Origin of the sequence: Propionicimonas paludicola (assembly GCF_002563675.1) — a bacterium.
In the GTDB taxonomy this organism is placed as follows: domain Bacteria; phylum Actinomycetota; class Actinomycetes; order Propionibacteriales; family Propionibacteriaceae; genus Propionicimonas; species Propionicimonas paludicola.
Genome location: NZ_PDJC01000001.1, coordinates 1,078,384 through 1,098,160, shown reverse-complemented (window position 1 = coordinate 1,098,160; position 19,777 = coordinate 1,078,384). Strand labels below are relative to the sequence as shown.

The window sequence follows — 19,777 nt, the reverse complement described above, 5'->3', positions numbered from 1 at the left end:
GTCAGCTCTCCCCTCAGTTGGATGCGCGCTGCGCGCTCGCACTTGCATACAGGCATACCGCCGCAGCGGTAGCCAGGTTAAGGCTCTCGGCCTGGCCATAGATGGGCACGGCCACGGTTTGGTCGGCCAGCGCCAGGTGCTCCACCGGCAGGCCCCAGGACTCGTTGCCCATCACCCACGCGGTCGGCGCGGCCAGCGCCTCGTCCAGATCGGTCAGGTCGGTGCCGGCGGCGCCATCGGTGGCGAAGATCTGCATCCCCGCGGCTCGACAGGCCGCGATCGCCTCGGGCAGGTCGGCGCCGACGACCACCGGCAGGTGGAAGATGCTGCCCACGCTGGCCCGGACGGTCTTGGGGTTGTACAGGTCGACCGAGTCGGAGCTGAGGATCACCGCGTCCGCACCGAACGCGTCCGCACAGCGGATCACCGTCCCGGCGTTGCCCGGGTCGCGGACCTGGGCGCAGATCACCACCAGCGAGACGTCCTTGCGGCGATGCTTCTTCTTGGGCTTGTCAGCCTTCTTCTTGCGCTTACGCAGGACCTGCTTCAGCGGGACGTCGATCGCCTTGGCGACTGCGACCACGCCTTGCGGGGTCACCGTGTCGGTGATCGTGGCCAGGTTCTGCTCGCTGAGGCCGTAGCAGATCACGCCGGCCTCGGTGGCGGCGTCGATCAGGTCGATGTTGCCGTGCGCGGCGTCCCAGCGCAGGAACAGCGACTCGACGACACCGTCCAGTCGCAGGGCTTCTCGGACGGCTTGGCGCCCCTCAACGAGGAACTTGCCGGCTTCGGCCCGTTCGGAGCGACGTTGCAGGGCCCGAGCCGCTCGCAGGACAGCTTGCGAAGGTTCGGGCAGTTCTAGTGGAGCGACGGTCATCGTCGCCTCCTTCCACCCACCTCGGTTTTGTAGTGCAGAAGGCCGGGCCCGCCTCGCGGACCCGGCCTGCAGACCTCTTCGGTCAGGCGGCCTGGGCCGGCTGGTTGTCCTTGGCGATAGCCACCAGCGCCGCAAAAGCCACCGAATCGCTCACCGCGAGCTCGGCCATGATCTTGCGGTCCACCTCAACGCCGGCAATCTTGAGGCCGTTGATGAAGCGGTTGTAGGTCATCCCCTCGGCGCGGCAAGCCGCGTTGATCCGCTGGATCCAGAGCGACCGGAAGTCACCCTTGCGAGCGCGGCGGTCACGGTAGGCGTAGGTGGCCGAGTGGAGCATCTGCTCCTTGGCCTTGCGGTACAGCCGGGACCGCTGGCCCCGGTAGCCGGACGCTGCGTCCAGGACCTCACGACGCTTCTTCTGCGCATTCACTGCGCGCTTCACGCGTGCCATGTCGATTTACTCCTTGTCGATCAGTTGGACGTCACTTGGCGCGGTAGCCGCCGAGCAGCTTCAGAGCCTTCTTCGCATCACCCTTGGCGACCACCTGGTCACCATCGAGCCGGCGAGTCTGGCTGGTCGGCTTGTGCTCATTCAGGTGCATCTTGCCTGCCTGACGGTGCATGACCTTGCCCGAGCCGGTGACCCGGAAGCGCTTCTTGGCACCCGAGTGGGTCTTCATCTTCGGCATTGCTGAGTCCTTACTCTTCTTCTCTTTACAGGTCGATGTCGGGGTCCATGTTGTCGGCGGGACCCCGCTTCTTCTTCGGTTGAGCAGCAGCTGCCGCCGCTGCCCGAAGCTCTGCTTCTTGCTGACGCTCGGCCTCAAGGCTGGCCTCCCGCTGTGCCGCCCGAGCCGCCTTGGCGGCCTCGACCTCAACCTTGGCCTCGGTCTTCTTGCGGGTCGGCGAGAGCACCATGAGCATGTTGCGACCGTCCTGCTTGGGTGCGGACTCGATGAAGCCATCCTCGGCCACATCGTCGGCCAGCTTCTTCAGCAAGTTGAAGCCCAGCTCGGGACGGCTCTGCTCACGGCCACGGAACATGATGGTGATCTTCACCTTGTCCCCGGCCTTCAGGAAGCGGACGACGTGACCCTTCTTGGTCTCGTAGTCGTGGCTGTCGATCTTGGGTCGCAGCTTCATTTCCTTGATGATCGTGTTCGTCTGGTTGCGACGGGACTCACGAGCCTTCTGCGCAGCCTCGTACTTGAACTTGCCGTAGTCCATCAACTTCGCGACCGGCGGCCGCGCCATCGGCGCAACCTCCACCAGGTCCAGGTCGGCCTCACGGGCCAGCCTCAAGGCGTCGTCGATCCGGACGATGCCGACCTGCTCTCCGGCCGGGCCGACCAGGCGCACCTCGGGAACCTTGATGCGCTCATTGATCCGCGGTTCAGTGCTGATGTGTCCTCCAAGACTCGTGTGCTGTTGGGCGTTCGACCGGCAATGAAAAAGGGCTCCCGCGTAGCGGGAACCCCAAACAGCGGCCGAAGACGAGTCTTCGGCGCAGTACCGACCCGTCACCTCTGGGGTGATCAGGTGGGAGCTCGGGTCTCCACTTTCGCGGACTGCCTACTTCACGGCGCAGTCGATCGGATCGATTCTAGCCGACACAGCGCTCCGCGCCCAATCGGGGACGCTCAGATCCGGCAGGCGTGGATCTTGGTGACCAGGATGGCGTCCGCGCCGGTGGCCCACAGGTCGTCCATCACCTGCTGTGCCTGCTTGGCCGGGATCATGGCCCGGACGGCAACCCAACCCTCGCGGGCCAGCGGAGACACCGTCGGCGAGTCCAGCCCGGGAGTGATGGCGGTGGCCGCTTCCAGCTTCTCGCGGGGGACGTTGTAGTCGACCATCAGGTAGTCACGAGCGGTGATGACGCCACTGAGCCGCCGGATCAGCAGATCCAGGCCGTCCGGCGCGGCCACACCGGCACGCTGGATCAAGATCGCCTCGGAGACCAGGATCGGATCACCGAACAGCTCCAAGCCGGCCCGCTTCAAGGTGGTGCCGGTCTCAACGACGTCGGCCACCACATCGGCCACGCCGAGTCGTACCGAGCTCTCGACCGCGCCATCGAGATGAATCAGCCGCGCCGACACGCCCCGACCGGCCAGGTAGGTGGACACCAAGCCCGAGTAGGAGGTGGCGATCCGCTTGCCGTTCAGATCAGCGACGGTCATCGAGGCGCCACCGGGAGCAGCGAACCGGAACCGGGTGCCACCGAAGCCGAGCGCCTTGACCTCCTCGGCCTGAGCGCCGGAGTCGAGCAGCATGTCGCGTCCGGTGATTCCCAGATCGAGGGTTCCCTCGCCCACGTACACGGCGATGTCCTTGGGGCGCAGGTAGTAGAACTCGACGCCGTTGGTCTCATCAACCAGCACCAAATCCTTGAGGTCGTTGCGCTGCCGGTAGCCGGCCTCACGCAGCATCGAGGCGGCCGCCTCGGCCAGCGAGCCCTTGTTGGGAACCGCAACCTTCAGCAAGGAGTTCATCTGGCCCGCCATCACAGGTACTCGTAGACGTCTTCGAGGTCCAAGTCGAGGGCCAGCATCATCACCTGGAGGTGGTAGAGCAGCTGGCTGATCTCCTCGGCGGCCTCCGCCTTGGACTGGAACTCGGCGGCCATCCAGACTTCGGCGGCCTCTTCGACGACCTTCTTCCCGATCGAATGGACGCCGGCCTGCAGAGCGCGCACAGTGCCCGAACTCTCCTGGCCGGTGGCCGCACGATCGCGCAGCTCGGCGAACAACTCGTCGAAGGTTTTACTCACGCCGGGCAGCCTACCGGGGCGCGCCGCCCGGCTGCACCGGCGCCAGGGTGCGAGCGGACTCGAGCTCGACCCCCAGCAGGGCGTCGGCCAGCTCCGCGATCAGGGCCGGCGCGGTCTGGTCCGAACCCTGTCCGGCCAGGGCTTCTTCGGCCCAGCGATCGATCACGGCCAGCGCGGACGGGGCGTCCAGGTCGTCGCGCAGGTGCCCCCGGACCTCCTCCAGCACCGGCAATGCGGACGGGCCGGACGGGCGCGCCACCGCGCTACGCCACCGGTCCAGCCGCTGCGCGGCCTCTGCCAGCAGGTGCGAGTTGTACTCCCAGTCGCGGCGATAGTGCTGGGCCAGCAGGACCAGCCGGATGGCCATCGGGTCCGCGCCGTCGGCCAGCAGCCGGCTGACGAAGACCAGGTTCCCCAGCGACTTGCTCATCTTGGTGCCGTCCAGACCGACCATCCCGGTGTGCAGGAAGGCGGTAGCGAACGGCTCCCCGGTGAGCGCGGTGGCCTCGGCCGCGCACATCGGATGATGCGGAAAGGCCAGGTCGGAGCCGCCGGCCTGGACGTCGAAGGCGGTGCCCAGTCGGTGCAGGGCGATCGCCGTGCACTCGACATGCCAACCCGGACGTCCACGACCCAGCGCGGAGTCCCAGGCCGGCTCGCCAGGACGCTCGGCGCGCCAGACCAGGCAGTCGAACGGGCCACGCTTGCCGGCACGATCCGGATCGCCGCCGCGCTCGGCGAAGATCTCCCGCGCCTGCGGCTCATCGATGCCCAGCCCCCGCAGCAGCGGGATCGGGTCCGGGTTGGCGAAGTACCAGTCCGGGTGGTCCTGGCCGCTGAGCTGATAGACCGCTCCCCGATCGCGCAGCCGCTCGATCAGCTGAACGACCAGCTCGATGCTGTCCACCACCCCGGTCAGCTCGGCCGGCGGGAGCACCCGAAGCGCACTGAGATCGCTGCGGTACAGCTCGACCTGCTCGGTGGCCAGCCGCTGCCAGTCGTCGCCGGTGGCCTCGGCCCGCTCCAGCAGCGGATCGTCCACGTCGGTCACGTTCTGGGCGTAGCGGACGCGCAGGCCGGCATCCAGCCAGGACCTCACCAGCAGATCGACACCGACATAGGTGAAGGCATGACCCAGGTGGGTGGCGTCGTAGGGGGTGATCCCACAGGCGTAGAGCCGGGCCTCGCCGTGCTCGGGGCCGACCGGCATCAGAGTCTGGGTGACGGTGTCGTGCACCTGCACACGTCCGCCTCGACCAGGCAGTTCCGGCACCGAGACACCCGCCCAAGAACGCATGTCCGGCAGCCTAGTGCCATCGGGATCGGGCACTAAGCTGGCCGCGACCTGCACTCCCTGGAAGGGCAAGAATGATCGACTGGTGGCAAGCAATTCTGTTCGGAATCGTGGAAGGAGTGACCGAGTTCCTGCCGATTTCGAGCACCGGCCACCTGACGATCATGGAGGGCCTGCTCGGCTACAACGTGGCCGACCCGAGCGTGACCGCGTTCACCGCGATCATCCAGGTTGGGGCCATGATCGCCTCGATCATCTACTTCTGGTCCGACATCGTCCGGTTCGCCACCGGCTGGTTCCGCGGTCTGACCAAGGCCGAGCATCGCGATGACCCCGACTACAAGATGGGCTGGGCCATCATCATCGGCTTCCTGGTCACCGGCCTGGTCGCATTCGCGCTGAAGGACCTTGTCGAAGGCCCGCTGCGCAACCTGTGGGCAGTCGTGATCGGCCTGATCGGCTGGAGCTTGGTGATGTTCGCCGCCGACCGGATCGCCAAGGCCGTCCGCACGGAAGACACTGTGACCTGGAAGGACGGTGCCCTGATCGGCCTGGTCCAGGTGATCTCACTGGTGCCCGGCGTCTCCCGCTCCGGCGCCACCATCTCCACCGGCATGTTCCGCGGCCTGGATCGGGTCGCCGCCACCCGGATGAGCTTCTTCATCGGCATTCCCACCCTGGTCGTCTCCGGCGGTTTCCAGGCGATCAGTGCGGCGGACGCCATCGGCACCGCCGGCGGCGTGGGCTGGCTGGCCACCGGAATCGGCACCGTGGTGTCCGGCATCGTGGCCTACTTCTCGATCGCCTGGCTGCTCAAGTTCGTCTCCCGCAATGACTTCACCGGCTTCATCATCTACCGGGTGCTGCTCGGTCTGGTGCTGGCCGGTCTGCTGATCAGCGGGGTGATCCCGGCGGTATGAGGAAGCGGTCGGTCGGGGTCTCCGGGCTGCAGGTATCGCAGCTCGGCCTCGGCACGCTTACCTGGGGGCGGGAGACCCGGCTGGAGGACGCCCGTCCACTGCTGGCCGGCTTCGTGGACGCCGGCGGCAACCTGATCGACACTGCTGCGGCCTACGCCGAAGGCGACGCCGAGCGGATCATCGGACGGCTGATCCGGGCCGGCGAGGTCGCTCGCGACCAGCTGGTGATCGCCACCAAGGCCGGCTTCGGAGTGCGGGACGGCCAGCGCGTGGTGGACACCTCCCGGACCGCTCTGCTGGAGGACCTGCGCGCCTCGCTGCGCCGGCTGGGCACCGACTACCTGGATCTGTGGCAGCTGCACGCCTGGGGTCAGGCGCCGCTGGAGGAGTCGCTGGCCGCCATCGACACCGCTGTGGCTGCTGGCGACGTCCGCTACGCCGGGGTGTGCAACTTCGTGGGCTGGCAGACCGCCCAGGCCGCGACCTGGCAGGCCGCCTTCCCGGGTCGGACGCCCCTGTCCAGCGCCCAGGTGGAGTACTCACTGCTGGCCCGCCGCGCCGAGGTCGAAGTGATCCCAGCCATCCGGGCATTCGGGATGGGGCTGCTGCCCTGGTCCCCGATCGGCCGCGGCGTGCTCACCGGCAAGTACCGCAACTCCCGGCCCAAGGGTTCCCGCGGAGCCAGCGAACACTTCGCCTGGTTCGTCGAGCCCTACTTGGAGGCCCGATCCCGCGCTGTCGTGGACGCCGTGTCGACCGCGGCCGACGGGCTGGGGCTCAGTGCGGCCCAGGTGGCATTGCTGTGGGTGCGGGACGCTCCCGGGGTGACCGCTCCCCTGCTGGGCGCTCGCACGGTCGCCCAACTCCAGCCCTACCTCGACTGTGATCAGATTGAACTTCCCGACGAGATCGTGTCCGCCCTGGACGACGTGTCCGGCGGCCCGAACACCATGCGTGAAGGGTACGAACCGACGCTGACCCCCTAGCCGAGGAGCCGTGTGATGGCTGCTGCCGATGCCGAGTTGTTCCATCCGTCCGACCTGGCCGAGCTGCGCACATGGCTGGCCGAGAACCACGGCCGCGGCACTGGAGTCTGGCTGGTCCGCTGGCGCTCGGTGACCGGTCGCCCGACGGTGAGCTACGAGGACGTGGTCTGCGAGGCGCTGTGCTGGGGCTGGATCGACGGGCAGGCCAAGCTGATCGACGACGAGCGGACCGCCCAGTGGGTGGCACCGCGCAAGCCCGGCAGCGGCTGGGCAGCCACGAACAAGGCCCGGATCCTCGAGTTGGAGCGGCAGGGACGGATCCAGCCGGCCGGGCGCGCGGTGATCGACCAGGCCAAGGCCGACGGCTCCTGGACGCTGCTGGATTCGGCCGAGGCCCTGCAGGAGCCCGACGAACTGACCGCCGCCCTGAACGCCAACCCGGCGGCCCGGGCTGCCTGGGACAGGTTCCCGCCGAGCGTGCGCAAGTTCGGGCTCACCTCGATCGCCATGGCCAAGCGTCCCGAAACCAAGGCGGCTCGGATCGCCACCATCGTGGCCAAAGCGGCCTGCGGCGAGCGTCCGGCCTAGCTCAGGCGCGGTCCAGGAAGTCGTCCAGGACCTGGCAGCCGAACTCCAAGGACTCCACCGGCACCCGCTCGTCCACGCCGTGGAACAGCGAGATGAAGTCGAGTTCGGGCGGCAGCCGCAGCGGCGCGAAGCCGAAGCAGCGGACGCCGAGCTTGGACCAGGCTTTGGCGTCGGTGCCGGCGCTCATCATGAAGGGCACCGCCAGCGAGCCAGGGTCAGCCGTCTGCAGGCTGGCCTGCATGGCTGCAACCAGTGCCCCGTCGAAGCTGGTCTCGACGGCGACATCACCGGTGATCACCTCGTAGCGCACCTTGTCGCCGAGCAGTTCGGCGATGGTCTCGTAGAACTCCTGCTCGTAGCCGGGGATGAATCGTCCGTCGATGCCGGCGCTGGCCTGGCCGGGGATCACGTTGACCTTGTAGCCGCCGGACAACATGGTCGGGTTGGCGGTGTTGGCCATGGTTGCTCCGACCATCCGGGCGATCGAACCGAGCCGGGCCAAGGTGGTCTCGGCGTCATCGGTGCTCACCTCGACGCCCAGGACGTCCTCGACGGCATCCAGGAACTGCTGCTGGGCCGGACGGATCCGCGCCGGCCACTGGTAGGAGCCGATCCGGGAGACCGCGGCTGCCAGTTCGGTGATGGCGTTGTCGTCATTGCGCATCGAGCCGTGCCCAGCGCTGCCCTGAGCGATCAGGTTCAGCCAGGCCAGCCCCTTCTCGGCGGTTTGGATCAGATAGAGCCGCTGGTCGTTCACGGTCAGCGAGAAGCCACCCACCTCACCGATGGCCTCGGTGCAGTCGCCGATCAGCTCCGGGTGATGCTCGGCCAGCCAACCCGAGCCCAGCGGGCCGCCGGCCTCCTCGTCCGCGGTGAACACCAGCCGAATCGGACGCCGCGGTGCCCGACCCTCCCGCTGGCGCTGCCGGATGACCGACAAGATGATGGCGTCGAAGTCCTTCATGTCGACCGCGCCGCGGCCCCAGACATAGCCGTCAACGATCTCGCCGGCGAACGGATCGACCTGCCAGTCGGCGGCCATGGCCGGGACCACGTCGGTGTGCCCGTGGATCAGCAGCGGCGGCAGGCTGCGGTCGCAGCCATCGGGGGCCCACTCGGCCACCAGCGACGTGCGCCGAGGCTCGGACTCGAACAGTTGGCTGGTGATCCCGACCTCGTCGAGCTTGGCGGCGACGTACTCGGTGGCCTCCCGCTCACCGGCGGCACCATCGGGTCCGAAGTTGGAGGTGTCGAAGCGGATCAGCTCGCTGCATAGCGTGGCGACTTCGGCTGCGGCACTGGTGGTGGACTCCATGCGTCCATCCTGCCAGGCGCGACTGGTCATCCCCGGCTGCCAAATCGCATTGCGAGCGCCGCGTTGCTATAGTGCTCTGGCTGTCCGGGGCAACCCGGCAGACCACCTGTCCGGGTGGCGGAATAGGTAGACGCGCTAGCTTGAGGTGCTAGTGCCCTTTATCGGGCGTGGAGGTTCAAGTCCTCTCTCGGACACTCAGTGATTGTGGCTCTGACTAGGCAAGATAGTCAGAGCCACTGTCGTACCTGGAGCCTTGCACAACATATGCACAACATCGCCGGGGGGCAGATTGGTCCCTGGTGGGCAGGTGTGGGCAGGAGTGTGCAGAGGGATCAGCCGAAGAAGCTGAGGTTGGGCAGGAGCTGGCCTGCCGCTTCGATGATGCTGCGGGACTGGGCCACTGCCTCGTTCGCCTCCTCGAGGTCGGAGGTCGTGGAACCGGCGCTCGGGTACTCGAGTTCGTTGCGTCGTCGACGCATGAACCCGAAGCTGCGGAAGCCGTCGCCGAACTGCGCGCGGATGGCCGATTCCACCGCGACGTGGCCGCCGGCCGTGGTGGGCCGCAGCCCCTGATGCGCGAGAAGTGCCGTCGCGGCATACCGGGCGGCGTCGTAGGCGAGGACGAAGGCGCTGTCCGGGTCGCTCGGCGCGACCGACTCCGCCGTTGCCAGAGTGCGCCGCGCCTTGGCGAGCAGTGGCGTGCCGTCCGCCGCGGCGCCGGCGACGTGCTGGAGGTGACCCAGGCCCAAGAGACGTTCGACGTCGGCTTCACCGCGCGGCCAGCGTGCCATCGACATCCTCCTCTCCGAGCACGGTCAGCCTAGGCGAGGACCGGATCTGGGCACTGAGGGGATCGTCGGGGTCCGTCCATTGCGCCGGTGTCCGGATGGTCGGGTTCACGGGGAGGCCGAGCCTGCCCTGCGCGCGGTCCGCGGCCTCGTACACGTCCGCCCGGGCGACCCCCTTCCCCACCACCAGGACATCGACGTCATGCGGCACGGCGCCCGCCTGGCCGGCGTGGCGCGCAGCCCAGCTTCCGAAGATCACCACCTGGGTTGCCCCGTGTATGTCCGCGAACTCCTCCGCGACGACGTGCTGCGGGCCGAAGCTGAGTTCCAGCAGCCTCGTAAGCGGCTCCCGTGCCGGATGGGCAGGATTCGCACGCACCATGCGGTTACGTCCCACCTGGCGCTCGGCAACCAGTGTCGCTTCGGCGAGTCGCTCCACCTCCCGATGGATCGAGGTGAGCGGAGCGTTGACCCGGCGCGAGAGGTCAGTGAGGCTGAACTCCTGATCCGGATGGAGCAACAGCAGCGCCAGGATCTCGCCCTGCGCCTGGCTCCGAAAGATCGGGAGTAACGCCGGCGCCTCACTTCTCATAGATGGAATATATCTTCCATCCAACGGAATATCAAGGCTTCGCAATGCAGCCGACAGTCTGCGCACCGACGACCCAGCGATCTCCACCGATGTGCCACACACCCGGTGCACTCCGGGCGCGCTAAAGTCGTTGGCACGAAAGAAGGGCGACCTCATGGCGGAGACCCACAAGAACGCGGACGCTCCTACGGTTCAGGGACGACGACGTCCCGGACAGACCGTCGAGTGCGGCTGGTGCGGTCAGCCGATCCTGGTGCCGGCGCGTGGCCGCATTCCGTCATGGTGTTCGTCCAGCTGCCGACACCGCGCCTGGGAGACACGCCGTGCGGAGCGGGAGAACCTTCCCGAGGTGCGCGTCGTGACCCGGCTGGTCGAGGTCGAGAAGCCGGTCAGGCAGACCCTCGAGGTGCCGGTGCCCACGGAACCGCAGACCGCGGAGGAATGGGCCGCCCTCTTGGAGACCTTCGCAACGCGCCTGGCCCAGGGTCGGATCTATCGACGCGACCTGGCGAGCGTCGAGCCGGCCGTCCGCCGCGTCGTCGAGGTCTGGAACCGCACCCTGGGCCAGCCGCGCTGAGTGTCGTTCTTTGCCGACGGACCCTCGTTCACCCAACGGCAGGCCTTCTCCAATCGAGTTGCGACACTCGGCGTCCTCGCCGAGCGACCCGGAGGACCTCCCCCCGCTCACTCGACCTGTCGAGCGAGCACCGAATCGAAGTGGCACACACCTTCGGCATTGTGCGTGCCCGGCTTTATCGTTGGCACAAAGATCGCGCCCCGGGCGAGACTGCTCGAGTGGCGCCCGGCGGCGACCTTAGTGGAGACCATGACACGCAAATGGACGCCCGAGCCCGGCCCCACGGGCGGATCAGGACCGCACTGCTGGGCACTCGCCCCCGATGCCGCTGGCGCTCCAGCCGAGACCGCTACTCGCCGTCGCAGCCAATCGGACCGGGCTTGTGTGTGAGTGCTGGGTCGCTGGCGGCGGTATTCGAGAGTTGCTCGTTTACCCAGTTTGAGGTTCTCCCGGCCATTGCTGCTCGGAAGCTGCCGGCGGGATCATCTTGTCCAGCGTTGGCTGTCCAGCGCCCCTCGAACTCGCCAGCGCCCAGCGTGCCGTCAAACGGCACGATTGCCCCAGACCCCAACGGTGCGAAGTGGGCCGGGGTGATCTCGTCCTCGGGATCGATCCTTCCCGGGCATCCCCATTCGAACCAGCGCAGCGCCATCAAATAGGTATGGCCAGGCAACAGGTACGGCCGTCCTCGGACACCGATCCGGTACTTGGACTCGAATGCTCCGTTGAAGGCCCAGCCGAAATCCTGGAACGTGATGGCCGGAGGCAGTTCTCGAGTCACGTCGGGATGTGTCCAGACCCCACTCTCAATGTGGATCGACAGCATTCGACCGACAAGGCCCTCGCGGCGCTCGACTTCGGACTTCGTCGGCGGGATCGGCTCCTCGCCAACAACCGTAACCAGGGCCACATGATCGGCCTGCCGCACCCAGTTCTCGACAGTGGAGCTCGAAAACGCTTCTTCAGCGGTCAACGTGCCAAGTTGGATCTCGGCGAACTGGCCAACCGGCGTGGACGACGACCCAGCGCCCGGCAACGCCTCGGCCGAAGACGATCGAGTTGACCCCGCCGGCTCAACGCGGGGCGTAGTCGTGCACCCCGACACCACAGACGCTGACACCAGTACGAGACAGGCGAGGGCGTGGACCAAGCCGCCGCCATCTCTCATGACCACTCGGTCCCCCTCCTTCTCTTGCCATACACGCGGGCGACTCCGGTTCCGTTGCGGCAGCCGGCTCATCTCACTTCCCCTCCTGCCGTCAACCAGCGGCCCCAGTGCGCGGAAACGGGCCGGTCATCGTCCATCGTCTCGCGCTCGGGAGGTACCGGTTCGTTTTGGACACGACCGCACCGCGGCTAGTTCCGGACGTTTCCTGCGGTTGATCCGACCGCGCCTGCACACTAGATGAATGTGAGCGGAGGTGCGCGACGACTACCGTTTCGGCGAGGTCGGGTTCGAGCCGGCTGGCGCCATGGATGGCTGCTCCGGGATTCCTCGTGGGTTTGTTCGTCGCAGACCTCTTTCCCGGCATCGGGATATGGCTAGGTGCCGCCAGCCTTGTTCTTGCAGTTGGCTTGTTCCTCTGGCGCAAGTCGCTCCGGTGGGCCGCTTGGCTTGCCGGCGGCGTGGCTGCTGGTGTCCTCGCGCTGTTCCTTCTCGCACTGCTGCAGATGCTGAATCCGAATGCCACTCCGAGCGCCGGCTCGGGCAACGGATCGGCGACGCCTCGATAGGTCACGTCCGCGCAGCATCACCCGCAAGCGCGGACGTGTCGGAACCAGCCGTGTTGGCTCGTATCCAGCGAGATGTCCCGCGACGACAGCGGCGTGTCGGGATGTCGAGTGGAGAGTGAGCGACTTTCGGCCGACGCACCACTAGGGGTACCTGACCTGATCTCCGTCGCAGATCTTGTCGATCGTCCCGAGCCGCTTGCCATTCGGGTCGACGATCTCCCAGGCCCTGCTGCATCCTCCCCGTGGCATGGTGCGCGATACCTCCACCTTCTGGTGCGCTGGGACCTCTACCACCTCGGGGTACTTCAGGTCGCCCGTCTGTCGGAAAGTGATGGGTCCATCAGTGTCGTTCTGAATCGAGTAGCTCGAGACGGGCGACTCAACGATGCAGCCCGTGGAACCGAGGAGGACGGCGGAGACAGCGACCGCACTGGCGAAGATGCGCATGAAACTCCTCGGGCTCAATCTAGCGATACAGGGGCCCGGTTCAGGCGAAGTCCTTGCGAGTCCGGGCACGAGATCGAGACTGGAGGGACTACCGGCTTCGCGTCCTCGCGAAGGTCTGTGACGGCGACGCCGTCTTCTACCCCTGAAGCACCGTCGCAGCGCGGCAAAGTCGCATGATTCGAGGTCACTCTCATTGTGGGTCTGAGCGGCGCCACTGTTTCATGTTGTTGGCGACCCTCGGGTCCGGATCGCCATAGAGGATTCGTGCGATCGATTCAGGCTGCCTGCTCCCTGTGAGGACGAAGCGCACCTCGACTGACCTATCGCGGGCAAGTAACTCGAGCACGTCGATCGGCAGGTCTACTCTGCTGAACACAGCGAGTTGGTAGCGAACCTTCCAAGAGCGGTCCTTGGCCAGGAGGAGAGTCTGTCCTCGGCTGAGATGACCGTTCTCGGCCGCGCCCGCACGCACGACCTGGGACGGGTCGGTCAGCAATCGCGCCAGCACGTCGGGGTCGCGGGTGTGTGCTGCGAGCCGCCCGCGAACCTGCGGGTCGAAGTCGGCAGCCAAGCTCTGTGCAACGTCGGCCGCCAGTTCCTGCCCCGCAAGGTTCTGCCGTGCCATGGAGTCCCCCGACGCTGCCACCGCCCGCTGGACGCGAGGCCCACAGTTCTTGTGGATCGACACGGCCCAGCGCACCTCATTGAACGGGTCGCTCACCAACGCCATCAGCGCCTCTTCCGGAGCCGACGGGTTCAGCGCCACCGCCCAGCGGACCGCTCGACGCTCATCTGCGGCAAGGACGACCAAGACATCCTGAGGAGTTGACGGGTTTCCGGCGAGCGCCCTGCGCACACCGGGCCCGGCCTCCACCGCAAGAGCCCTAAGCATCTCGACATCCGTGGACTGGTCGGCCGCAATAAGAGCACGTGCCCGCACCCCGGTAGGAGGGCCGAGCCCTGTCGACTGCTTGACCACCGCTCGCTCGCTCTCCCTAGCCGACACGACGCCATTCTCCACGCTTGGCCGGGAGCACGCCGGCGCTGGGCTAACAAGCGACCACCAAGAGTGCGACAGATCAAGTTGTGACAACCGCCCGATATCTACCGTGCGCTTGGTTCGCTCAGTCATGGACTCGCTTGAGGACGCCGCCCGCCCAACCGTGGCGGAGACATTTGCCACCCGCTTGCGGTCGTCGTCGATCTTCTTCCGCGCGGGGTGCGGCCCGTTGGTTACCGCGCGGGCAGCGAGCCGCCCACGCTGGGTGTCGGGCACCTGCTAGGACAGTCGACGTGTACGCCGAGGTTACGCAGGTGGTCGGCACGGTCGTCACGATCACTGGTCTGGTGGTGGTCGCGCCCTACGAGGCTGGCCGTGTGGTGCCGGACGTGTGGCGGGCGATCCGCTCGGGCGGTCGCCGAGCGCGGGTCTGGCTGTCCGGCTGGCTGACGTTCCTCCACCTAGACGCGACCATTCACGGGGTCGCCGGGGGCAGCGTGGCAATCGCCCGCTCTGCAATCTGGGCCGTCGGTTGGGTCGGCCTGACCGATCAGGGCACCACCGAGGAGCAGCTAGCCGCGATCCGCCGCGCCGTCGAGTCGATCCACGCTGAGCTGACCGGGCTGCGCGAGGGTCAGAACGCGCTCAAGGCGGAGCTGACCCAGCGCCTCGACCAGCTCACCCAGGACCTCGCGGAACTCCGCCGGGCTATCGCCGACCAGCAGCAGACGCAGCGTCAACTCAACGCCAAGGGCTTTCCGCTGGCTGCACTCGGTGCCTTGCTCGCGGGCACGCCCGCCTCGTGGCTCGTGGTCGTGCCGACCGACCCTGCCGCCGGCCCCTGGCCGACGTGGGCATGGTGGCTGTTGCTAGGACTCGGCGCGGTGGGCATGGGCGTCGCCGAGGCATGGAGGCGCAGCCAGGGGGACGCGGCGAGCGGTCCGCAGGGCTGGGGCGTGGAGTTTGCCAAGGGCTGGCGCGAGGGATGGACCGAGGCCCGCCCTCCCAAGCCAGCTCAGGAGCCGCCGCCTGCCCTCACGACTTTGCCGGACCCAGTAGCCAGCGGGCAGCTGCCGGAGGGCCACGGCCAGGAGCAGGCCGAGCCCGAGGTGACTACATGACAGATGGGGCCGACGTGTGCTGAACCCGCGCGTCGGGACGACCTGTATTCGGATACGGTCGAATGTAAGGCGCTACGCGTCCAAGAGGCTGGGCTGCTCGAGGCCCACCGCGGACCTTGTGGCGCCCGACGCCCGAGCCCGCGGGGACTCTGCCCTAACCGGCCCTTCGATTGCTGCCATCGCAACCTGAGAGAGCCTGTCGGCGATGAGCCTGTCTCGGTCCGCCGCTGTGTGCTGGTAGATCATGGCCATCGCGGGAGTCGTGTGCCCCAGCCGGCCCATCAGATCTGCCAGCGTCGCCCCGGACTGCGCCGCCAGCACGGCACCGGTGTGGCGCAGGTGATGGAACTTCAGATCATCCCTGCCGGCGGCGTCGCGGGCGGCGTGCCAGGCGGCCTGGAACTCGGAGGGACGCAGATTCCGCCCGGTCCGGTCATGGAAGAGCAGCGCCTCCTGCCCGCCCTTGACGTGGTTCGCAAGATGGTCGGTGACCATCGGCATCAGGTGTGGCGGAATGGTGACGTCCCGCACGCCCGCACTTGTCTTCGGACGGTCGTTGGTGACCTGACCCTTTGTCCACACGACGGCACGACGGATGTGCACCACCCCGTGGAGGGCATCGATGTCCTTACGGCGCAGCTCGAACACCTCGCCGTACCGCAACGCGCACCAGGCGCCGAGCTGGACGGCCAGCCGCAGCTCGTCCGGCATCGCCTCGGTGATCGTCGCCAGCTCGTCCAGCGTTGCCGGATGGATCTGCGTGGATCGCGGCACCCTACCCGCGCCCTTGATGTGCGCCGGGTTCTCGGCCAGCGGCACGTCAGGGTCGTTCTTCGCTGCGTTCAAGATGGTCCGCAGCAGGCTGTAGGCCTTCGCTCGTGCCCGAGGGATGCGTCGGGCACCGAGCTTCCGGTACCAGGCTTCGACGTGGGACGGCGCCAGCTCCGACAACCGAATGTTGCCCAGCCCCGGGAGGATGTGGTTGCTGAGGAGCAGTCGGTAGTCCTTCACCGAAGACGGGCGCAGCGCCTGCGGATCGTGCGGGTCACGGTCGCACCGATCCTCGAGCCAGGCAACGGCGTACTCCCCCACTGTCGGTCCATCCGGCTCGCGGCGCGGCGTTCGAACCTGACTGCGTCGGGCCGGACGACGTCGGCCTGGAGGTGCCCACTGATCCAGATCGATCAACCGGCGCTCGCTTGCCAGCCATCCTTCAGCGTCGATCCGCGCGTGGAAGGTCTCGTCGGCGCGATGGAGCTGCAGGTCAGGCCCGACGTAGGCTGCGCTGAACCGCCCCGACCGCTCCCGACGCACCCGTCCGAACCCTCTTCGCCGCTGGACCACGACACACCTCCTGGCTCCAGACCCGCGACGGAGGCCGCCCGACGGGCCGGGATCTTGCACAACATATGCACAACAACGAGGCCCACTTGTGCCTATGAAAGCCCACTTCTGACCACTTCTGCCAAGCCATTTCTGACATCATCTTACCTAGTCAGACGCGGTTTCACTAGGTCAGATGCTCCATTTTGGAAATGCGCGGAATAGAGGGTCAAGTCCTCTCTCGGACACTCAAGGATTGTGGCTCTGACCAGGTGATCGGTCAGAGCCACTGTCGTATCTGCAGGTCCTCCGCCAGCTGCCCGCCCGGACAACTTCCGGCCACGCCTGCGCGTCATCCTGAGCGAAGTTAGGCTCCCGACATGAGCCGTTACCGTCGCCTGTTCCGAAGCATGTGGATTGCCTGCGTAGTGATCGTGGTCGTGTCGGCGGCGATCGGCCTTCTTCTCGCCAGAGTGGCAAGCAAGGGGCTCGACGTCGATGAGGATCCGACGATCGACGTCGGTGTGGTCACCACCTCGGCCCTGCTCCTGAACACAGCAGTGGTGTTCGCAGCGTTGTGGGCGGCGACCTTCCTGGCCTATCTGATCACCTCGGCCATGGACGAGGGCCGCGCCGAGATCCTGGCCGCCATCCGCGCAGCCTCACAAGACTCGGCGCAGGGCACACCGTCGAGAAGCGCAGGACTCGGCACGGGCAGTCTGCGGACCCCTACCAGCACCGACCCATCGACATCGCAGGACACCGGCACTCACGACGTTGAGCCAAACCGCCCGGACTCGCAGCTAGCCTCAACCTTCGAGGAACTCGTCGGCAGGAAGCTGCTCGTCCGTGGCTACACAACGGTCGAACCGCCGCAGTTCCGGCGCGTGGAGGGCGTCCTCACCAAGGACTCGGCCGGGCAGTACTGGATCGGCAACTCGCGCGTCGACAACCTCCGCGATACCAAGCTGGAGATCATCGAAGGCTAGCTGGCCGACCGACCTCGGCCGGACCGACCGCCGTCCCGATGCACCAGGCTCAGGAGAACAGGCCGCGCTCGCGTGCCGTGGCGATCGCCGCGGTCCGGGAGGCGGCACCGAGCTTGGCGTAGGCGTGGGCCAAATGGGTCTTCACGGTGGCCCGGCTGAGGTACAGCGAGGCGGCGATCTCGTCATTGGAGAGCCCATCGGCGGCCAGCCGCAGCACTTCAGTCTCACGCGGGGTCAAGGTGGTCGCCGGATCGAGGACCCGGCGCACCAGGCGCTGCTGGACGGCCGCCGAGAGCGCCGGTTGTCCGGCAGCCGCGGCCCGAATGGCCCGCTCCAGCTCCTCGGTGGGAGCGTCCTTCAGGAGATAGCCGCGGGCACCGGCGTCCAGCGCAGCCAGGATCGCGGCATCGGTGGCGTAGGTGGTCAAGATCAGCACGGACGGTCCGGACGCTGCTGAGATCCGTCGGGTCGCCTCGGCACCGTTGAGCCGTCCCTCACCGAACTGCAGGTCGAGGAGGACCAGATCACAGCTGTGATCCTCCAGCCAGGCCAGCAGGTCCTCGGCACTGCCGTGCTGAGCCACCACGGCCACGTCCGGCATCGTCTCGACCAAGCTGGCCAGCCCGGCCCGGACCACCGGATGATCATCGGCAAGCGCCACCCGGATCATCGGGCCACCCCCTCCTGCGGTAGCGGCAGACTGATGGCGATCACCGTTCCCTCACCGGGGACGGACTCGATCCCGATCGTGCCACCCAGGTCACGAACCCGAGCGCGCAGTGCAGGCAGCCCGAAGCCTCCCGACGGTGACTCGCCCACGCGGTCAGGGACGAAGCCGATCCCGTCATCGCTGATGTCGAGCAGCACCCGTCCCGGCTCCCAGGTCAGAGCGACCCAGGAGTGGGCTGCCTGAGCGTGCCGGACCACGTTCGACAGCGCCGACTGGGTCATCCGCAGCAGTTCGGTCGGCAGCGGGCCGAGGCTCGTCGGCTCATCGCCCTCCGAGCTCACCTCGATGGTCGTGCGTCCGGCGCTGTCAGCCTCGGCTCGCTCAGCGGCATGCCGGATCGCGGAAAGGACCGAACTCCGGCTCGAACCCGCCGCCTCGCCGGCCACGAAGCGCCGAGCCTGATCGAGTCCTTCGGTCGCCGCCTGTTGGGCGGCCGCGACCGCGACCGCTGCCGGGCCGTCCGGTTCAACGAGGGCGGCCACCCGGCGCAGGTGCAGGTCGATGGCCGACAGGTCCTGGGCGATGGTGTCGTGCAGGTCGCGGGCCATGATGGCCCGCTCCTGTGCCCGGGACCGCTCACTCTCGGCCTCCAGGAGCCGCTCCTGGGCCTGTTTGAGCTCATCGAGAGCCTGCTGGCGTTCGACCAGCGATCGGGCCAAGGACTCCAGGCTGATCACGGACGCGACCGCCACCATGGCCCCCACGACTGGGCCCAGGACGTAGCCGATCGCCGTGTAGCCCCGGATCGTGGCGCCCAGCACCACGGCGGCGATCGTGGTGGCGGTCACAGCGACCACGCCGGACCGCGGCCCCAGCAGGTGCAGCTGGAGCAGCATCAGCGGGAAGGCCAGCCACATCCCGGCCTCGCTGGTCAGCAGCATGGCGACATACCCGGCCAGGAGCACCGTGGCGGCGAAACCGCCTGGCCACCACCGTCCGCGAGCGTCCATGGGGTGATCGATCACCCGGACCCGCAACCGGACCACGACCCAGGCTGCGGAGAAGCAGAGGACGGCAGTCCCGGTCAGCCACAGCGGCCCGGACGGACGAGTGAGCGCCACCACCACCAGCAGCGCGGTGAGCAGGTCCAGGCCCACCAGCAGGTGAGCGGTGACCGACCTCGAACCCAACTCCACCCGCGCACTCTAGCCCGCCGGGAGCGGCGTCCCATCAGCCAAAAGGTGGAGACCCGACTCAGCCGCGCGGTCTCCACCAACCACTCTCGCGTCCGATGTCTGGGCGCAAGTGTTCGGGAAGCATCGAAAGCAGTCGATTCCTTGTGGAGGTCACCATGCGAAGGCTCTACTTCGCCGCAATCACCTATACCGTCCTCGGCCTTGTCAGCGGGGTCTTCTTCCGCGAGTTCACCCGCGCCACCGCATTCACCGGTGCCACCCAGCTCGGCCTGGTGCACACCCATCTGCTGGCACTGGGGACGTTGATGATGCTCATCGTGCTGGCCCTGGACCTCACCCTCGGCCTCAGCGGCAGCCGCTCGTTCTCGTGGTTCTTCACCACCTACAACGCGGGCCTGGTGGTTACCGCCGGCACGCTGGTGTGGCACGGCCTGCTGCAGGTTGCCGGTCAGGATGCCGGCCCGGCCGTCGCCGGCATCGCCGGCTTGGGCCACATCCTGCTCACCATCGGCTTGGGCTGCCTGCTCTTCTCGCTCAACCGTCCGGTGCGCGCCCGGCTGGCCGCTACCGAAACGGAGCGCTGAACA

23 protein-coding genes, 1 tRNA gene and 1 pseudogene are annotated in these 19,777 nt (G+C 67.5%); 8 read left to right on the top strand and 17 right to left on the bottom strand.

The annotated features are described in order from the left end of the window. Nucleotides 1-13: 13 nt before the first annotated feature. The 7 genes from ATK74_RS05050 to mshC all read right to left on the bottom strand — a co-directional run bounded on the left by ATK74_RS05050 (nt 14) and on the right by mshC (nt 4,947). Nucleotides 14-877 carry a TrmH family RNA methyltransferase gene (locus ATK74_RS05050; RefSeq protein WP_098460019.1) on the bottom strand — a complete coding sequence of 288 codons (864 nt, stop codon included), beginning with the start codon at nt 875-877 and terminating at the stop codon, nt 14-16. A gap of 82 nt (nt 878-959) precedes the next feature. After that, nucleotides 960-1,328 (bottom strand): 50S ribosomal protein L20, encoded by a 369-nt coding sequence (rplT, locus tag ATK74_RS05045; RefSeq protein ID WP_098460018.1) that lies wholly within the window; start codon nt 1,326-1,328, stop codon nt 960-962. A gap of 31 nt (nt 1,329-1,359) precedes the next feature. Beyond that, nucleotides 1,360-1,566 (bottom strand): 50S ribosomal protein L35, encoded by a 207-nt coding sequence (gene rpmI / locus ATK74_RS05040; protein WP_098460017.1) that lies wholly within the window; start codon nt 1,564-1,566, stop codon nt 1,360-1,362. A 25-nt stretch (nt 1,567-1,591) separates the two neighbouring features. Beyond that, on the bottom strand, nt 1,592-2,236 hold the full coding sequence (gene infC, locus ATK74_RS05035; RefSeq protein WP_245840705.1) for a translation initiation factor IF-3: 645 nt from the start codon (nt 2,234-2,236) through the stop codon (nt 1,592-1,594). Nucleotides 2,237-2,517: 281 nt separating this feature from the next. Further along, nucleotides 2,518-3,372, bottom strand: coding sequence for an ATP phosphoribosyltransferase (gene hisG, locus ATK74_RS05030; RefSeq protein WP_098462022.1), 855 nt, complete (start codon nt 3,370-3,372; stop codon nt 2,518-2,520). A gap of 11 nt (nt 3,373-3,383) precedes the next feature. Next, complete coding sequence (locus ATK74_RS05025; protein WP_098460016.1) at nt 3,384-3,650, bottom strand: phosphoribosyl-ATP diphosphatase; 267 nt, start codon at nt 3,648-3,650, stop codon at nt 3,384-3,386. Nucleotides 3,651-3,660: 10 nt separating this feature from the next. Further along, on the bottom strand, nt 3,661-4,947 hold the full coding sequence (gene mshC / locus ATK74_RS05020; protein ID WP_098460015.1) for a cysteine--1-D-myo-inosityl 2-amino-2-deoxy-alpha-D-glucopyranoside ligase: 1,287 nt from the start codon (nt 4,945-4,947) through the stop codon (nt 3,661-3,663). A gap of 74 nt (nt 4,948-5,021) precedes the next feature. Between mshC and ATK74_RS05015 the strand changes: the two genes are divergently transcribed. Genes ATK74_RS05015 through ATK74_RS05005 form a run of 3 tightly spaced genes read left to right on the top strand, consistent with a single transcriptional unit; the run spans nt 5,022 to nt 7,438 of the window. After that, nucleotides 5,022-5,864, top strand: coding sequence for an undecaprenyl-diphosphate phosphatase (locus ATK74_RS05015; protein WP_098462019.1), 843 nt, complete (start codon nt 5,022-5,024; stop codon nt 5,862-5,864). Then, nucleotides 5,861-6,850: an aldo/keto reductase gene (locus ATK74_RS05010; RefSeq protein WP_098460014.1), complete on the top strand. Its 990-nt coding sequence runs from the start codon at nt 5,861-5,863 to the stop codon at nt 6,848-6,850. Before ATK74_RS05015 ends, ATK74_RS05010 begins: the two co-directional genes overlap by 4 nt. Before the next feature lie 15 nt (nt 6,851-6,865). After that, the gene (locus ATK74_RS05005) at nt 6,866-7,438 is read left to right on the top strand and encodes a YdeI/OmpD-associated family protein (RefSeq protein WP_098460013.1); all 573 of its coding nucleotides are present in this window, start codon (nt 6,866-6,868) and stop codon (nt 7,436-7,438) included. 1 nt (nt 7,439) lies between these two features. Here the strand turns inward: ATK74_RS05005 and ATK74_RS05000 are convergent, their stop codons facing one another. Beyond that, nucleotides 7,440-8,753, bottom strand: coding sequence for a M20/M25/M40 family metallo-hydrolase (locus tag ATK74_RS05000; RefSeq protein ID WP_098460012.1), 1,314 nt, complete (start codon nt 8,751-8,753; stop codon nt 7,440-7,442). Nucleotides 8,754-8,861: 108 nt separating this feature from the next. Here ATK74_RS05000 and ATK74_RS04995 point away from each other — a divergent pair. After that, a tRNA-Leu gene (locus ATK74_RS04995) sits at nt 8,862-8,947 on the top strand. A 138-nt stretch (nt 8,948-9,085) separates the two neighbouring features. On the opposite strand, the gene ATK74_RS04990 is transcribed toward ATK74_RS04995, so the two are convergent. Both ATK74_RS04990 and ATK74_RS04985 read right to left on the bottom strand, forming a co-directional pair. Continuing rightward, nucleotides 9,086-9,544 carry a HEPN domain-containing protein gene (locus ATK74_RS04990; protein WP_098460011.1) on the bottom strand — a complete coding sequence of 153 codons (459 nt, stop codon included), beginning with the start codon at nt 9,542-9,544 and terminating at the stop codon, nt 9,086-9,088. Continuing rightward, nucleotides 9,522-10,133 carry an ArsR family transcriptional regulator gene (locus ATK74_RS04985; protein ID WP_098460010.1) on the bottom strand — a complete coding sequence of 204 codons (612 nt, stop codon included), beginning with the start codon at nt 10,131-10,133 and terminating at the stop codon, nt 9,522-9,524. The genes ATK74_RS04990 and ATK74_RS04985 overlap by 23 nt, the downstream gene beginning before the upstream one ends. Before the next feature lie 349 nt (nt 10,134-10,482). Between ATK74_RS04985 and ATK74_RS04980 the strand changes: the two genes are divergently transcribed. Beyond that, entirely contained in the window at nt 10,483-10,710 is a 228-nt protein-coding gene (locus ATK74_RS04980; protein WP_143483569.1) for a hypothetical protein, read from the top strand. A gap of 349 nt (nt 10,711-11,059) precedes the next feature. On the opposite strand, the gene ATK74_RS04975 is transcribed toward ATK74_RS04980, so the two are convergent. From ATK74_RS04975 to ATK74_RS04965, 3 genes are all read right to left on the bottom strand, one after another. After that, the gene (locus tag ATK74_RS04975; protein WP_143483568.1) at nt 11,060-11,683 is read right to left on the bottom strand and encodes a hypothetical protein; all 624 of its coding nucleotides are present in this window, start codon (nt 11,681-11,683) and stop codon (nt 11,060-11,062) included. A gap of 902 nt (nt 11,684-12,585) precedes the next feature. Next, nucleotides 12,586-12,891, bottom strand: a complete 306-nt coding sequence (locus tag ATK74_RS04970) for a hypothetical protein (RefSeq protein WP_098460007.1) — start codon at nt 12,889-12,891, stop codon at nt 12,586-12,588. A 190-nt stretch (nt 12,892-13,081) separates the two neighbouring features. Continuing rightward, nucleotides 13,082-13,897, bottom strand: coding sequence for a hypothetical protein (locus ATK74_RS04965; RefSeq protein ID WP_098460006.1), 816 nt, complete (start codon nt 13,895-13,897; stop codon nt 13,082-13,084). 287 nt (nt 13,898-14,184) lie between these two features. On the opposite strand from ATK74_RS04965, the gene ATK74_RS04960 reads away from it, so the two are divergent. Then, nucleotides 14,185-15,012, top strand: coding sequence for a hypothetical protein (locus tag ATK74_RS04960; protein ID WP_098460005.1), 828 nt, complete (start codon nt 14,185-14,187; stop codon nt 15,010-15,012). A gap of 72 nt (nt 15,013-15,084) precedes the next feature. Here the strand turns inward: ATK74_RS04960 and ATK74_RS04955 are convergent, their stop codons facing one another. Continuing rightward, nucleotides 15,085-16,104 carry a tyrosine-type recombinase/integrase gene (locus tag ATK74_RS04955; RefSeq protein WP_211283286.1) on the bottom strand — a complete coding sequence of 340 codons (1,020 nt, stop codon included), beginning with the start codon at nt 16,102-16,104 and terminating at the stop codon, nt 15,085-15,087. 99 nt (nt 16,105-16,203) lie between these two features. After that, nucleotides 16,204-16,326: pseudogene (locus ATK74_RS15785) on the bottom strand (hypothetical protein); the annotation flags it as partial. 389 nt (nt 16,327-16,715) lie between these two features. On the opposite strand from ATK74_RS15785, the gene ATK74_RS04950 reads away from it, so the two are divergent. Then, on the top strand, nt 16,716-17,324 hold the full coding sequence (locus tag ATK74_RS04950; RefSeq protein WP_098460003.1) for a hypothetical protein: 609 nt from the start codon (nt 16,716-16,718) through the stop codon (nt 17,322-17,324). A gap of 49 nt (nt 17,325-17,373) precedes the next feature. Here ATK74_RS04950 and ATK74_RS04945 read toward each other — a convergent pair whose 3' ends face one another. Beyond that, complete coding sequence (locus tag ATK74_RS04945; protein WP_098460002.1) at nt 17,374-17,994, bottom strand: response regulator transcription factor; 621 nt, start codon at nt 17,992-17,994, stop codon at nt 17,374-17,376. Next, nucleotides 17,991-19,190, bottom strand: a complete 1,200-nt coding sequence (locus tag ATK74_RS04940) for a sensor histidine kinase (protein ID WP_098460001.1) — start codon at nt 19,188-19,190, stop codon at nt 17,991-17,993. Before ATK74_RS04940 ends, ATK74_RS04945 begins: the two co-directional genes overlap by 4 nt. A gap of 155 nt (nt 19,191-19,345) precedes the next feature. Between ATK74_RS04940 and ATK74_RS04935 the strand changes: the two genes are divergently transcribed. After that, on the top strand, nt 19,346-19,774 hold the full coding sequence (locus tag ATK74_RS04935; RefSeq protein WP_098462016.1) for a DUF2871 domain-containing protein: 429 nt from the start codon (nt 19,346-19,348) through the stop codon (nt 19,772-19,774). Nucleotides 19,775-19,777 lie beyond the last annotated feature (3 nt).